Source organism: Streptomyces sp. NPDC050732 (genome assembly GCF_040654255.1).
GTDB lineage: Bacteria > Actinomycetota > Actinomycetes > Streptomycetales > Streptomycetaceae > Streptomyces.
Genome location: NZ_JBFAHP010000021.1, coordinates 109,067 through 122,767 on the forward strand (window position 1 = coordinate 109,067; position 13,701 = coordinate 122,767).

Consider the following 13,701-nt stretch of genomic DNA (forward strand, 5'->3'; position numbering starts at 1 on the left):
ATCCGGCCATTCGTGGAGGAGGCGGAGGCTGAGGCGGGCGACGGTGCCCCGCTACGCGCTGGACGAGAGCGAGTCGTCCTCGCCCCCCGCTCCCGCCGCCCCCACCGTCTTCTTCCGTGCTCCCAGTGTCACCAGTACCCCGACCGCCGTGCCGGCGAGCGCGGCCGGGACCATCCAGGCTCGGTTGAGGGTGTGGCCGAGGGCGTGGTCGGCGGAGTAGCGGCCGGGGCCGGTGACGGCGAGGGCGGCGGAGACCATGCCGAGGAACGCCGGGTACTCGTAGCCGCCGCCCTGGCTGAAGAAGCCGTTCGGCGCGTGCACGGCCGCGGCGCCGGCCATCGCGCCCGCCGCCGCCGAGCCCGCCGCGGGGGTCGCGAGGCCGAGGGCGAGGAGGACCCCGCCGCCCGCCTCTGCGAGCCCCGCCACGACGGCGTTCACCTTGCCCGGCGCGTAGCCGACGGACTCCATGAAGGCGCCGGTGCCCTCGACGCCCCCGCCCCCGAACCAGCCGAACAGCTTCTGGGCGCCGTGCGCGGCGAGCACTCCGCCGGTGCCCGCGCGGAGCAGCAGCAGCCCGACGTCTCGGCGGTCCGGACACGAGCAGCAGGTGGTCATGGGGAACTCCCGGTTCGGCCCCTCGGCGGGGTGGCGGATACGTCCGCATCCACCGTCCACCGGACCGGCCCGCGCCACCCGGCCCGCGGGTCCGTCCGGGTGAGTGGCAGGCCAGGACAACGGCAACGGCGGCGGCAGCGGTGGCGACGCGCGCCGGCCGGTGTGACCGTGAGGCCATGAGTATTCAGGTGAACCGTCTCTCCGACCCCACGGTCCGGTCCTTCGTCGCCGCGGTGAACGCCAACGACAAGGCCGCCTTCGATGCCCTGCTCGCGCCCGGCGCGACCATGTCGGACGACGGCTCCGACCGGGACGTCGCGGACTGGACGGACCGCGAGGTCTTCTCCTCCCACGGTCACATGGCCGTCGAGTCGGAGGCGGACGGCGGCCGCGAGCTGATCGTCTCCTACCGGAACGACACCTGGGGCGAGATGCGCACGAAGTGGTGGTTCACCGTCGACAACGGCAAGATCTCCCGCTTCGAGACGGGCCAGGCCTGAGGGCCCGGGGCATGGCCCCGGCTCCGAGCGGCCGCTCCGCGGCGCGGGTCCTTCCCGCGGCCCCAACCACGGGCCCTCGCCGCGAAGCGGTCACCCTTCCCCCTGACGGTGGTCAGTGACAGCTGGTGTGACCGGAGCCGAGCCGCGCCCACGAGCAGGAGTCCTGCTGCGCGCCGCTCGGCTTGAGGAGGCGGGCCTTGTCGCCGGTGTTGTTCCAGACGTAGTTGGTGCGGCCCCAGTAGCGCACGCCGGAGGCGTTGGTGCCCCTGCCGGTGCGGACCTTGACGGTCTTGCCGGCGCCGATCTTGTAGCTGCCGAAGACGTACGTGTAGCCGGTGTCGTCCTGCAGCTGGTAGCCCTTGAGCTGGATCGCGGAGCGCGTGTTGTTGTGGATGTTCACCCACTCCGCGTTCAGCGAGGCGTTCGAGCGGGTGTCCCGGCCCGGGCTGTCGTACTGGATGGCACCGAGGTGCAGCCCGCCCTGGTGGCGTGCGGTCGCCGCCGACGCGGGGGACGCGGCGAGCAGGGCCACCGACAGGGCGGTGGCGGTGAGGACGGCGGGGGCCGTGGTGCGTATGCGCAAGGAGTGCTCCAAGTGTGAAGTTCTCGTGGAGAGGAGCTGAGCATACGGGGATCTCCGACCGCGCTTGATGCGGTATGCCCCATTCCACTTGTGGAGATATCGGCCCCGCCCGCGCCTCGACCCCGCCCCGCGTCGACCCGCCCGCGCCTCAACCCCGGCCGACGTACGGCATGTTGGTGGCGAGGACCGTCGCGAACTGGACATTCGCCTCCAGCGGCAGCTCCGCCATGTGCCGCACCGTGCGCGCCACGTCCGCCACGTCCATCACCGGCTCGCTCGCCAGCTGCCCGTTGGCCTGGAGGATGCCGGACTGCATACGCGCGGTCATGTCGGTCGCGGCGTTGCCGATGTCGATCTGGCCGACCGCGATCCGGTAGGGCCTGCCGTCCAGCGAGAGTGACTTCGTCAGGCCGGTCAGGGCGTGCTTCGTCGCCGTGTACGCCACCGAGTTCGGGCGCGGCGCGTGCGCCGAGATGGACCCGTTGTTGATGATCCGCCCGCCCTGCGGGTCCTGCTCCTTCATCTGCCGGAAGGCCGCCTGCGCGCAGAGGAACGCGCCGTTCAGGTTGGTGTCGACGACGTGCCGCCACGCCTCGTAGGGCAGCTCCTCGACCGGTACGCCGCCGGGGCCGAACGTGCCGGCGTTGTTGAAGAGGAGGTCAAGGCGGCCGAAGCGTTCGCCGACGCGGGCGAAGAGTGCCGCCACGTCCTCGGGCCGCGACACGTCCGTGCGGACACACAGGGTGGCGCCGTCCCGCGCGCCCGGCTCGGCGGAGGCGAGGGCGGCCGTCTCCTCCAGCGTCTCCGCGCGGCGTCCCGCGAGCGCCACGGACCAGCCCGCGGCGAGCAGTTCGAGGGCGACGGAACGGCCGATTCCGGAGCCGGCTCCGGTCACCACGGCGGTCTTCGGCGATGCGGTTCGCTCAGCGTTCATGGCCCCGCAGCGTACGGGAGGGTTGTCCACGCGGACATCATCCGCCCGCCATGCGGCTGTTGTGTACGCGACAGTCCCGCGTCGTCCCGCGCCACTTACATGCCCCTGACACCAATCGTCAGGGGAGGGCCACATGACACCCGCAGGCCAGCACCACGCACCGGAACTCCGTGCCGCCGCCCGCCACTTGGGACGCCGCAGGTTCCTCACCGTCACCGGCGCCGCGGCCGCGCTCGCCTTCGCCACCAACCTGCCCACCGCGGGCGTCGCGGGCGCCGCCGAGCTCGACGCGCGCCGCATCACCGAGAACCCCTTCACGCTCGGCGTCGCGTCCGGCGACCCGCAGCCCTCCTCGGTCCTGCTCTGGACCCGGCTCGCCCCCGCCCCCTACGAGCCCGACGGCGGCCTGCCCCGGGAACGCGTCACCGTCGACTGGGAGCTCGCCCACGACGCCCGCTTCCGGCGCGTCGCCAGACGCGGCAAGGTCGTCGCCCACCCCGAGTTCAGCCACACCGTGCACGTCGAGGCCGACCACCTCGACGCGGGCCGCACCTACTACTTCCGCTTCAGGACCGGCCGTTGGATCAGCGAGACCGGCCGCACCCGTACCGCGCCGCCCACCGGCAGCCGCCCCGGCACCCTCACCCTCGCCGCCGTCTCCTGCCAGGCCTACCACGACGGCTACTTCACCGCGTACAAGCACCTGGCCAAGGACGACGTCGACGTCGTCTTCCACCTCGGCGACTACCTCTACGAGTACGCCGTCAACGCGGTCGGCGGCGCCCGCAACTACACCGACCGCACGCTGCCCGCCCACTTCAACAAGGAGACGCAGACCCTGGAGGACTACCGCCTGCGGTACGCCCTCTACAAGTCCGACCCCGACCTGCGCGCCGCCCACGCCGCGCACCCCTTCGTCGTCACCTGGGACGACCACGAGGCCGAGAACAACTACGCCGACGACATCGACGAGAACGGCAACCCCCCGGCCGAGTTCCTGCTCCGCCGCGCCGCCGCCTACCGCGCGTACTGGGAGAACCAGCCGCTGCGCCGCGGCCAGCTGCCGAGCGGGCCCGACGCGCAGCTCTACCGGCGGCTGAAGTGGGGCCGCCTCGCCCAGTTCGACATCCTCGACACCCGGCAGTACCGCTCCGACCAGGCGTACGGCGACAAGGCGCACGTCCCGGGACCCGAGACGGACGACCCGAGGCGCACCATCACCGGCGCCACGCAGGAGCGCTGGCTCATCGACGGCTGGCGGCGCTCGCGCGCCCGGTGGAACGTCGTCCCGCAGCAGGTCACCTTCTCCCAGCGCAAGCTCGACCTCAACGCGCAGGCGAAGCTCTCCATGGACGCCTGGGACGGCTACCGCGCCTCCCGGCAGCGGGTCCTCGCCGGGGCGCGCTCCGCGGACATCGAGAACCTCATGGTCCTCACCGGCGACGTGCACGTCGGCTACGCCTTCGACATCAAGGCCGACTTCGACGACCCGTCGTCGAAGACCGTCGGCACGGAAATCGTCGCCACGTCCATCGCCAGCGGCAAGGACGGCGCGGACAAGCCGGCCAACTGGGACACCTACACCAAGGCCAACCCGCACCTGAAGTTCTACAACGGCCGCCGCGGCTATGTGACGGTCGCCCTCGGCGACGACTCGGCGCGGGCGGACTTCAAGACGGTGTCGGCGGTGACCACGCCGGGCGCTCCCATCAGGACGGCGGCGTCGTTCGTGACGGAGGCGGGCGACCCGGGGCTGCGGCCCGCGTAGCGGTCGGCGGAGTCCCGTGGCGTCCTGCGCGCGAGCGCCAGGTCGTTGTTCACGGTGAAGTAGGGGCGCACGGAGACCGGGGCACCGGCCTCGTCGGCGAGGTGCCCGGCCGGATACACGTCGGTCCGCTTGCGGGTGACGACATCGCCGATGACGCGCGCCAGGCGGACCGGCTCGGCCCCGGGGGACAGGGACAGCGCCAGGTCCCACGTCTCCGGGGCGCCCTCGCCGGCGTCCCGCACCCGGGGATACGCCAGGGAGAAGCGGAAACGGTCCTTCCCCGTCGTCGTCACATCGGCCTCGAAGGCGGCGGCGGGATCGTGGCGCGGTACGGCGAGGAGGCGCGGCGGCTGCCCCGGGACGAACTCCGCGCCGTACAGCGTGCCTTCGACCGCGCACGACGTCGCGTCGGTGGTCACCGTGTGGGCCTCCGCGTGCGCGGGGCGGTGCCAGGCCCGCACGGAGAGGTTGTTCTTGACCGTCGCATAGGGGATCCACCAGCCGAACGGCGCCTCCGGCGAGGCCCGCAGGCTCAGCAGGCCGCGCTGTTCGACCGCCGTGGCGGCGACCCGGCGCCGCGCCCCGTCGTCGGAGCGGACGACGTGGAAGTCCCAGCGGCCCTCGGCGAGCGGGTGGGCCCGGCGCTCCAGCACGGCGGTCCAGGGCTCGTCATCGGTCCCGGGCCGCCGCAGCGGCACCTCGACGAGCCGGTCGTCCCGGCCGTCGGAGCCCCGGAGCGTCGCCGTCAGCGTGAACGCGGTGCCGGGCATCCCGGCCCGGTCCAGGCGTACGACGAGATCACCCGCCGCGTTCACGGCGCAGGTGGACCTCGGACGCAGCGCCGGGCCCGCAGGACGCCTCCGCCCCGCCCTGCGCACGGTCCGCCGCACGGCCTGCCGGACGGCCGCCCGGGCCCGCCCCGCACCCGCCGCAAGCCGGCAGTCCAGCGGGACCGGGGCGGGCGGGGACGCGGCGCGCAGCTCGGCGAAGAGTTCCTCGTAGCGCCGGGCGATGTGGTCGGGCGCGTACCGCTCGACGTTGCGCCGGGCGGCGCCGCCCATGGCGCGGCGCAGGTCGGCGTCCTCGATGAGCCTGAGCAGGCCCCGGGCGACGGCCCGGCTGTCGCCCGAGGGGACGAGGAGACCGTCCTCGCCGTCCCGGATGATCTCGGCGGGCCCGTGCGGGCAGTCGGTGGCGACCACGGGGGTGCCGCACTGCATGGCCTCCACGATGGTCATCCCGAACGACTCCTCGCGCGAGGTGACGGCGGCGATCGACCCCTTCGCCCACTCGGTGGCGAGGGAGGGGATGGCGCCCATCAGGAAGACGTGGTCGCTCAGGCCGAGTTCGTCGATGCGGGCCCGCAGCGGCGCGTGCTTGGGGCCGCGGCCGTAGATCCGCAGCTTCCACTCCGGGTGTGCGGCGGCCACGGTCGCGAAGGCGTCCACCAGCAGGCCGTACCGTTTCACCGGGATGAGGCGCCCGCCCGCGATGACGAGCCGGGCCTCGCCGTCCGACGCGGTGGTGAGGGGCGGCGGCGGTGAGGAGTTGGGGACGGACACGATCGGGGTGCCCGTGGCCGCCAGGTGCCCGCGGTGCGTGACGGCGTCCGCCTCCGTGACGGTGGTGTGCGCGTCGAGCGAGGCGATGGCGGCGTCCTGGGCGGCGCGGATCCCGGGCTCGTGCGTCCCGTACACACGGTGCTCCTGACCGACTTTCAGATAGTGGTCGCGGCCGAACTCGGCCAGGTACATCACCAGACCGGGCCGGGTGGCGACCACCACGTCGGTGTCGGTGCGACGCAGGAACCGGGCCACCCGGCGGTCGGTGAGCCGGTCGAAACCCGCGCCCCGCGCCTCGGCGGGCGGCACCAGCGAGGTGGCTTCGCCCAGCAGCCGGTCGCCCAGGTCGTTGCGCGGCGAGTGCGGCCGGCTGTCGATCAGGTGCCGCAGCCGCACCTTCCCGCCGAGCGGCAGGCTGGGCCTGTCGCGCGAGCGCCAGACGCTGACGATCTCGACGTCGTGCCGCTCGGCGAGGGCACCGGCGGCATTGAAAGTGGCGCGAATGGTGCCACCGATTCCATAGGCGTTCTGCAGCAGAAAGGAGATTCGCATCGAGCCTTGTCCAGATCGGCGGTCGGAGCCGGGGCCCGAATTGCCCGGCGTTGTTGCTAAACGAGTGAAGCGTGCTGACGTCACATGTCCGGTCCACGACGTCACATGTCCGGTCCCGACCACGCACCCGGAGCTGCGACCATGGAGAGCGGATCCGATCGACCGGGAGGGGCGCGATGCCTGAGCGTGGGCAGACAACGGCAGAAGACCGGATAACAGGGGCGGCGGAGCCACACGGGCCCGTCGCCGTCCGCCGTACCGGAGCCCTCGTCACCCTCGTCCTCGGCGGCCTCACCGCCGTCCCCGCGCTCTCCATGGACATGTACCTGCCGGCGCTGCCGGAGGTCACCGACGCCCTGAGCTCCCCGGCCGCCACCGTCCAGCTGACCCTGACCGCCTGCCTCCTCGGCATGGCGCTCGGCCAGCTCGTCGTCGGCCCGATGAGCGACAGGTGGGGCCGCCGCCGCCCCCTCCTCGTCGGCCTGCTCGTCTATGTGATCGCCACCGCGACCTGCGCGTTCGCACCCACCGCCGAGCTCCTCATCGGCTTCCGCCTCCTCCAGGGGCTGGCGGGCGCCGCCGGCATCGTCATCGCCCGCGCGATCGTCCGCGACCTGTACGACGGCGTGGCCATGGCCCGCTTCTTCTCCACCCTGATGCTGATCTCCGGCGTCGCCCCCGTCGCCGCCCCCCTCATCGGCGGCCAGGTCCTCCGCTTCACCGACTGGCGCGGCATCTTCGTCGTCCTCACCGTCGTCGGCACCGCGCTGACCCTGCTGGTCTGGCGCCGCCTGCCCGAGACCCTCGCCCCCGGGAAGCGGCACGGCGGCGGCACCGTCGAGGCGCTGCGCACCATGAGGTCGCTCCTCGCCGACCGCGTCTTCACCGGCTACATGATCGCGGGCGGCTTCGCGTTCGCCGCGCTCTTCGCGTACATCTCCGCCTCGCCCTTCGTGATCCAGGAGATCTACGGAGCGTCCCCGCAGACCTTCAGCCTCCTCTTCGGCGTCAACTCCGTCGGACTGATCGCCGCGGGACAGCTCAACGGCAAGGTCCTCGTCGGCCGGATCAGCCTCAACAAGGTCCTCGCCATCGGCCTCGCGATGATCACGACCGCCGCGGTCGCGCTCCTGCTCATGACAACCGGCGTCCTCGGCGACGTCGGCCTGTTCCCCGTCGCCGCCGGACTCTTCGTCCTCATGTCGTCGATGGGCCTCACCCTGCCCAACACCCAGTCACTGGCACTGCTCCGCACCCCGCACGCCGCCGGTTCCGCCTCCGCGCTGCTCGGCACCACCTCCTTCCTCATCGGCGCGGTCGCCTCCCCGCTCGTCGGCATCGCCGGCGAGGACACCGCCGTCCCGATGGCCGTCGTCCAACTGGTCTGCGCGCTGGCCGCCGTCGCGTGCTTCGTGGGACTGTGCCGCCCCTGGCAGCACGAGCCGACCCAGGAGGCGGACCACTGAGCGCACCAAGACTCCTGCGCCCCGGCACACCGGACCGCGCGGGCCTCGACCCCGACGAGATCGGCCGCCTCGTCACCGAGGTGCGCGACCTGACGCGCGGGCCGCGCCCCTGGTGCGCGGGCGCCGTGGTCCTCGTCGGCCGCGGCCCCGTCATCGCCGCCGAGGAGGCGGCGGGCTGGGCGGTGCGGTACGCCTCGTACGACCCGGAGAGCGACACCGGCGTCGAACTGCCCCGCGAATGGCGGGTGCCGATGCGCACCACCACCCCCTTCGACCTGGCGTCCCTCACCAAACTCTGCACGACGATCGCCGCCGTGCAGCAGCTGGAGCGCGGCACGCTCGGCATCGACGCGCTCGTCGGGGCGTACGTCCCCGAGTTCACGGCCGCCGCCGAGCACGGCATCACCGTCCGCCAGCTCCTCACCCACACCTCCGGACTGCGGCCCGAACTGCCGCTGTACGACTGCCCGGACGACGCGGCGCGCCTCGCCGCCCTGCGCGCGGAGGCCCCGGCCACCGAACCGGGCGAGTACGTCTACTCCGACCTGAACATGCTGCTGCTCCAGCACATCCTGGAGCGCCTCACCCGCCGCCCCCTCGACGCGCTCATCCACGAGGGCATCACCCGGCCGCTCGGGATGGCCGACACCGGCTTCGGTCCCTGCCCCGACGCCGCCGCGACGGAGGACCAGCGCAGGCCCTGGGCCAAGGCCGACCGCGGGATGCTGCGCGGCACCGTCCACGACGAGAACGCCTGGGCGCTCGGCGGGGTCGCCGGGCACGCCGGCCTCTTCTCCACCGCCCGCGACCTCGCCGTGCTCTGCCGCACGCTGCTGTGCGGCGGCTCGTACGGCAGGGCCCGCATCCTCGGCCCCGACTTCGTCGAGCTGATGCTGGCGGGCGACGGCCTCGGCTTCGGCATCGACCAGCCGTGGTTCATGGGGGAGCTCGCGGGCCGCGGTGCGGCCGGGCACACCGGCTTCACCGGCACGTCCCTGGTCCTCGACCCGGCGACGGACACGTTCCTCGTGCTGCTCGCCAACACGGTGCATCCGCGGCGGCGGGCCGCGGACAGCGCTCCTCGGGCGGCGGCGGCCACACGGCTCGCCCGTGCGGCGCGGGGGCGGTAGCGTCTGCCCTTTTGGGGCGCGGCGCCCCCGTAGAATCACGGGGTGAACGACCCGATCCCCCCGGTATCCCCAGCCTCCCCGGCCGAGACCCTGCGCGCCTCGCTCGCCGGGCTCCTGGACGGCCTCCCGCCCAAGCAGGCGACCCAGGCCGTCGACCGGCTGATCGCCAACTACCGGGGCCGCACCCCGACCGACGCCCCGATCCTGCGCGACCGCGCGGACGTCGTCGCGTACGCGGCGTACCGCATGCCCGCGACGTTCGAGGCGGTGCGGGCCGCGCTGGCCGCCCTCGCGGACGCGGCGCCCGAGGGCTGGGCGCCCGCGAGCCATGTGGACGTCGGCGGCGGGACCGGCGCGGCGACCTGGGCGGTCGCGGCGACCTGGGCGGGGGAGCGGCCCGTGACGGTCCTGGACTGGGCCGAGCCCGCGCTGGCGCTCGGGCGGGAACTGGCCGGGACGACACCCGGGCTGAGCGCCGCACGGTGGCAGCGCTCCCGTATCGGATCGACGCTCACCATCGAGAGCACCGATCTCGTCACGGTGTCGTACGTCCTCGGGGAGCTCACGGAGGCCGACCGCCGCTCCGTCGTCGACGCGGCGGCCGACGCGGCCGAGCAGGCCGTCGTCATCATCGAGCCGGGCACCCCCGACGGCTACGGACGGATCATCGAGGCACGCGACCGGCTGATCGCCGCGGGCTACCGGATCGCCGCGCCCTGCCCGCACAGCTCGGCGTGCCCCATCGAACCCGGCACGGACTGGTGCCACTTCTCCGCGCGGGTCAGCAGGTCGTCCCTGCACCGCCAGGTCAAGGGCGGCTCCCTCGCGTACGAGGACGAGAAGTTCAGCTACGTCGCGGCGGTCCGCTTCGATCCGGGACCCGCGCCCGCACGCGTGGTGCGCCGCCCGCAGATCCGCAAGGGCCAGGTGCTCCTCGACCTGTGCGTGGCCGAGGAGTCCCTGCGCAGGGAGACCGTGACCAAGCGCCACGGCCCCCTCTACCGCGCGGCGCGCGACGCGGACTGGGGCGACGCGTGGCCGCCCCCGTCCACGGACTGAACTACCTGGGGCCCCAGGTCCCCTGGTTCACCGCGCAGTTCCAGCCGGTCCCGCGCAGGGTGAACTTCACGCCGAACGAACTGGTGTTGAGCAGCCGGGTCTGCACCTTGAAGCCGAGCTTCGCCTTGCCCTTGAAGGTCTTGTCGTAGACCGAGACGGTCTTCGTCGTGCGACGGGTGATCTTGCCGCCCGTCGGCGTCGCCTTCTTGAAGCGGATGTTCTTGGTGTTGGTCACCGTGAAGGTGACCTTCTTGATGCTCTGCGTGGTCTTGCTCTTGATGCCGAAGTACAGACCGCCGTTCGTCACGTTCCCGTACCGGTCGTACGAGAAGCGCTTCGGGTAGACGATGTCGATCGGGCAGCCGCTGACGGCCTGCGGCGAGGCCTTCACGGTGGTCGGCCCGGATGCCGCGGAAGCGGAGCCGGCCAGGCCCAGCTGAGCGGCGGTGAGCGCCCCCGCGGTGGCCAGAACTGCGGCGGACGTGCGCATGCGGTTCACTGCGCTGATACCTCTTCTTCCCCCTGGGCCCCGGTGGGGACCACCTGTTTGGTTGTGGTGTTGCGTTCGTATTGTTAGCACGTTGTCGGCCAGGTGGCTGAACCGCCCCTCTTCTTAAAAGGTTCTTAGAGGCGGCGACTATCCACATCTCCATGCCAACCAAGAGCAGTTCGCCCGGCCACGCCCGCAGGCGGTCGGAGACCCGATTCCTCGCCCTGTCCTTCGCCCTCGCGGTCGCCGCCGCCGGAGCCACCACCTACGCCTTCACCGCCGGGGCGGACGAGCCGCACGGCCGCGACGTCGAACTCGCCGTCGACGGCGGCACCGCGGTCGTCGACACCGCCACGCTCGCCGTCCGCGCCCACACCCGCGACGGCCGCGACCTCACCCTCTCCGACGCCTCGGGCACCGACCTCGGCAAGCCGGGCCCGGTGACCCGCACCGGCACCGGCCGGACCCGCTGGAGCTACCCCGAGCGCGGCATCGACGTGACCGCCCGCACCGACCACGGCCGCCTCTCCCTCAGCATGAAGGCGCACCGCGACACCGAGCTGAGCTGGCCCGTCACCGGCACCGACGCCGCCGCCACCTCCCTCCAACTCCCGCGCGGGGAGGGCCTGGACATCCCCGTGCGGGACACGTTCTGGACCGAGGGGGAGGGCGGCCTCGCGGGCAGCGGCGTCGACGTCGGCGAAGGCCTGACGCTGCCGCTGTGGGGCTACTCCCTCGGCAAGCGGGCCGGCGTCAGCTACCTCACCCCCACCGACATCGGCACGACCCTCGGCTTCACCGCCCCGGGAGGGCGGTTGCGCACCACCGCCGAGCACACCTTCGACCGCGGCGAAGGCACCCGCGACTACACCGTCACCTTCGCCCTGACCGACGGCAACGCCGTCGCACCCGCCGCCGACTACCGCTCCTACCTCGCCGAACGCGGCCGGCTCGGCAGCCTGAAGCGGAAGATCGCGAAGAACCCCGCCACCGGGAAGCTCCTCGGCGCCTTCCACGCCTACACCTGGGGCACGGCCCGCACGGCACAGGGCGTCGAACAGCTCCGCAAGCTCGGCGTCGACCGGATGTGGCTCGGCTACGACGCGGGCCCCGACCCCATGGACAAGGCCGCGGTGAGCGCCGCGAAGAAGGCCGGCTACCTCGTCGGCCCCTACGACTCCTTCGCCAACGGCCAGGACCCGGAGAAGGCCGACAGCCCCACCTCCGCCTGGCCGGGCACCGTCTACCCCGACTTCTGCGTGCGGGACGCGCAGGGCAAGCCCCGGACCGGCTTCGGCGGCCGCGGCTGCTACCTCAGCTCCCAGGCCTTCGAACGCGCCGAGCCCCGCCACCACTACCTCGCCGACCGCACCCGCTCGATGACCGCCAACGGCGCCGACAGCTACTTCCTCGACGTCGACGCCACCGGCGAGCTCTTCCGCGACCACGGCAAGGGCCACCGCATGACCAGGGCCGGTGACCGCGACAACCGGCTAGCACGGATGCGGCGCATCGCGGACAAGGGCCTTGTCCTCGGCTCCGAGACCGCCCAGGCCTGGGCGAACAAGGCGCTCGCCTTCGACCACGGCGGCGGCACCCCGGCCGCCGACGGCCTATGGAAGCTCCAGAAGGACCGCGAGAAGTGGGGCGGCTACTACCCGGAGACCGCGCCCGGCGTCTTCTTCAAACCGGTCGACCTGCCCGCGGGCCTCGCCAAGGCGATGTACGACCCCCGCTACCGCGTCCCGCTCTACGAGACCGCCCTGCACGGCTCGCTCGTCAACGCCGAGCGCTGGGAACTCTCGTACGAGAAGCTGCCGCGCCAGAAGAAGGACCGCGCGCTGCTCGCCATGCTCTACAACACCCCCCTCAACTACGTCCTCGACGGCCCGTCCCTCAAGAAGCACGGCGCCGAACTGGCCGCCCTCCAGCAGTACTTCGCCCCGCTGCACAAGGCCGCGGGCACCGAACCCCTCACCTCCTACCGGCGCCTGACCGCCGACAACTCGGTCCAGCGCACGGTGTTCGGCAACGGCACGCTGACCGTCACGGCCAACTTCGGCACCGCGGCGCACGACGGGCTGCCGGGCGGCTGCGTCGACGCCCGCCTCAAGGGCGACGACGAGCCGCGCCGGCTCTGTCCGGCGAAGCTGGGCTAACTCCGCAGCTCCTGCGTGCAGCACTTCACGCTGCCGCCGCCCTTGAGCAGCTCGGTCAGGTCCATCCCGACGGGTTCGTAGCCGCGCTCGCGCAGGGGCTCGAAGAGGCCGAGCGCGGCCTGCGGAAGCAGCACGTGGAGCCCGTCGGAGACGGCGTTGAGCCCGAGCGCCTCGGCGTCGGGCTCCTCGGCGATCACCGCGTCGGGGAAGAGCCGCCGCAGCACCGCGCGGCTGCCGGGGGAGAAGGCGGGCGGGTAGTACATGACGTCGTCCGCCGCGTCGTCCAGGACGGCGAGCGCGGTGTCCAGGTGGTAGTAGCGGGGGTCGACCAGGTCGAGCCCGATCACCGGGCGGCCGAAGAACTCCTGCGCCTCGCCGTGCGAGAGCGGGCTGGCCCGGAAGCCGCGGCCGGCCAGGACGTAGGAGGCGGTGACGGCGAAGTCGCCCTCGCCCTCGTTGATGTGGGTGGGTTCGTGGATCTCGGTGAAGCCGTGCGCGCGGAACCACTCCAGGTGGGCCGCCGCCTCCTCCTCGCGCTCGCGGTAGGCGAAGCGCGCGCCGAGCACGCGCCCGCCGACGACGGTCGCGCCGTTCGCCGCGAAGACCATGTCCGGCAGGTCCGGCCGGGGGGTGAGCTCCTCGACGGTGTGGCCGAGGGAGACGTACCGGTCGCGGAGGTCCTCCCACTGGGCGACGGCGAGGGGGACGTCGACCGGCTTGCCGGGGTCCATCCAGGGGTTGATGGAGTAGGTGACCTTGAAGTGTGCCGGTGGGCACATCAGATAGCGCCGGGGTGTGGCGCGCCGAGGAGAGCGAGGAAAACGGGACAATGAAGGCTCCTCACGTACCGCAGGTCATGTGCTGCCCGTGATGGGGCAGTTGA

At 72.9% G+C, this 13,701-nt stretch carries 11 protein-coding genes and 1 pseudogene; 6 read left to right on the plus strand and 6 right to left on the minus strand.

Annotated elements, in window-relative coordinates:
• Nucleotides 1-51: 51 nt before the first annotated feature.
• Nucleotides 52-615 carry a DoxX family protein gene (locus AB0H82_RS20650; RefSeq protein ID WP_362994660.1) on the minus strand — a complete coding sequence of 188 codons (564 nt, stop codon included), beginning with the start codon at nt 613-615 and terminating at the stop codon, nt 52-54.
• Nucleotides 616-791: 176 nt separating this feature from the next.
• On the opposite strand from AB0H82_RS20650, the gene AB0H82_RS20655 reads away from it, so the two are divergent.
• On the plus strand, nt 792-1,115 hold the full coding sequence (locus tag AB0H82_RS20655; RefSeq protein ID WP_362994662.1) for a nuclear transport factor 2 family protein: 324 nt from the start codon (nt 792-794) through the stop codon (nt 1,113-1,115).
• 112 nt (nt 1,116-1,227) lie between these two features.
• Here AB0H82_RS20655 and AB0H82_RS20660 read toward each other — a convergent pair whose 3' ends face one another.
• On the minus strand, nt 1,228-1,698 hold the full coding sequence (locus AB0H82_RS20660) for a lamin tail domain-containing protein (protein WP_362994664.1): 471 nt from the start codon (nt 1,696-1,698) through the stop codon (nt 1,228-1,230).
• A 148-nt stretch (nt 1,699-1,846) separates the two neighbouring features.
• Complete coding sequence (locus AB0H82_RS20665) at nt 1,847-2,632, minus strand: SDR family oxidoreductase (protein ID WP_362994666.1); 786 nt, start codon at nt 2,630-2,632, stop codon at nt 1,847-1,849.
• 133 nt (nt 2,633-2,765) lie between these two features.
• Between AB0H82_RS20665 and AB0H82_RS20670 the strand changes: the two genes are divergently transcribed.
• Nucleotides 2,766-4,400, plus strand: coding sequence for an alkaline phosphatase D family protein (locus tag AB0H82_RS20670; RefSeq protein ID WP_362994668.1), 1,635 nt, complete (start codon nt 2,766-2,768; stop codon nt 4,398-4,400).
• Between the two features lie 1,010 nt (nt 4,401-5,410).
• Here AB0H82_RS20670 and AB0H82_RS20675 read toward each other — a convergent pair.
• Nucleotides 5,411-6,514 (minus strand): annotated as a pseudogene (locus AB0H82_RS20675) (glycosyltransferase); the annotation flags it as partial.
• Between the two features lie 176 nt (nt 6,515-6,690).
• Here AB0H82_RS20675 and AB0H82_RS20680 point away from each other — a divergent pair.
• Genes AB0H82_RS20680 through AB0H82_RS20690 form a run of 3 tightly spaced genes read left to right on the plus strand, consistent with a single transcriptional unit; the run spans nt 6,691 to nt 10,169 of the window.
• The gene (locus AB0H82_RS20680) at nt 6,691-7,980 is read left to right on the plus strand and encodes a multidrug effflux MFS transporter (RefSeq protein ID WP_362994670.1); all 1,290 of its coding nucleotides are present in this window, start codon (nt 6,691-6,693) and stop codon (nt 7,978-7,980) included.
• Nucleotides 7,935-9,110 carry a serine hydrolase domain-containing protein gene (locus AB0H82_RS20685; protein WP_362994671.1) on the plus strand — a complete coding sequence of 392 codons (1,176 nt, stop codon included), beginning with the start codon at nt 7,935-7,937 and terminating at the stop codon, nt 9,108-9,110. Before AB0H82_RS20680 ends, AB0H82_RS20685 begins: the two co-directional genes overlap by 46 nt.
• 42 nt (nt 9,111-9,152) lie before the next feature.
• The gene (locus AB0H82_RS20690) at nt 9,153-10,169 is read left to right on the plus strand and encodes a small ribosomal subunit Rsm22 family protein (RefSeq protein ID WP_362994672.1); all 1,017 of its coding nucleotides are present in this window, start codon (nt 9,153-9,155) and stop codon (nt 10,167-10,169) included.
• A gap of 1 nt (nt 10,170) precedes the next feature.
• On the opposite strand, the gene AB0H82_RS20695 is transcribed toward AB0H82_RS20690, so the two are convergent.
• A complete protein-coding gene (locus AB0H82_RS20695) occupies nt 10,171-10,659 on the minus strand; it encodes a hypothetical protein (protein WP_362994674.1) in 489 nt (162 codons plus the stop codon).
• A 161-nt stretch (nt 10,660-10,820) separates the two neighbouring features.
• On the opposite strand from AB0H82_RS20695, the gene AB0H82_RS20700 reads away from it, so the two are divergent.
• Nucleotides 10,821-12,818 carry a glycoside hydrolase gene (locus AB0H82_RS20700; protein WP_362994676.1) on the plus strand — a complete coding sequence of 666 codons (1,998 nt, stop codon included), beginning with the start codon at nt 10,821-10,823 and terminating at the stop codon, nt 12,816-12,818.
• On the opposite strand, the gene ddaH is transcribed toward AB0H82_RS20700, so the two are convergent.
• Entirely contained in the window at nt 12,815-13,648 is an 834-nt protein-coding gene (gene ddaH / locus AB0H82_RS20705; protein ID WP_362994678.1) for a dimethylargininase, read from the minus strand. The genes AB0H82_RS20700 and ddaH overlap by 4 nt on opposite strands.
• Between the last annotated feature and the right edge of the window lie 53 nt (nt 13,649-13,701).

Bases quoted from the DNA above. Each gene is read 5' to 3' on its own strand.
- AB0H82_RS20700 (WP_362994676.1), top strand. From the start codon at position 10,821: ATGCCAACCAAGAGCAGTTCGCCCGGCCACGCCCGCAGGCGGTCGGAG.
- AB0H82_RS20655 (WP_362994662.1), top strand. From the start codon at position 792: ATGAGTATTCAGGTGAACCGTCTCTCCGACCCCACGGTCCGGTCCTTC.
- AB0H82_RS20665 (WP_362994666.1), bottom strand. From the start codon at position 2,632: ATGAACGCTGAGCGAACCGCATCGCCGAAGACCGCCGTGGTGACCGGA.
- AB0H82_RS20670 (WP_362994668.1), top strand. From the start codon at position 2,766: ATGACACCCGCAGGCCAGCACCACGCACCGGAACTCCGTGCCGCCGCC.
- AB0H82_RS20680 (WP_362994670.1), top strand. From the start codon at position 6,691: ATGCCTGAGCGTGGGCAGACAACGGCAGAAGACCGGATAACAGGGGCG.
- AB0H82_RS20695 (WP_362994674.1), bottom strand. From the start codon at position 10,659: ATGCGCACGTCCGCCGCAGTTCTGGCCACCGCGGGGGCGCTCACCGCC.
- AB0H82_RS20650 (WP_362994660.1), bottom strand. From the start codon at position 615: ATGACCACCTGCTGCTCGTGTCCGGACCGCCGAGACGTCGGGCTGCTG.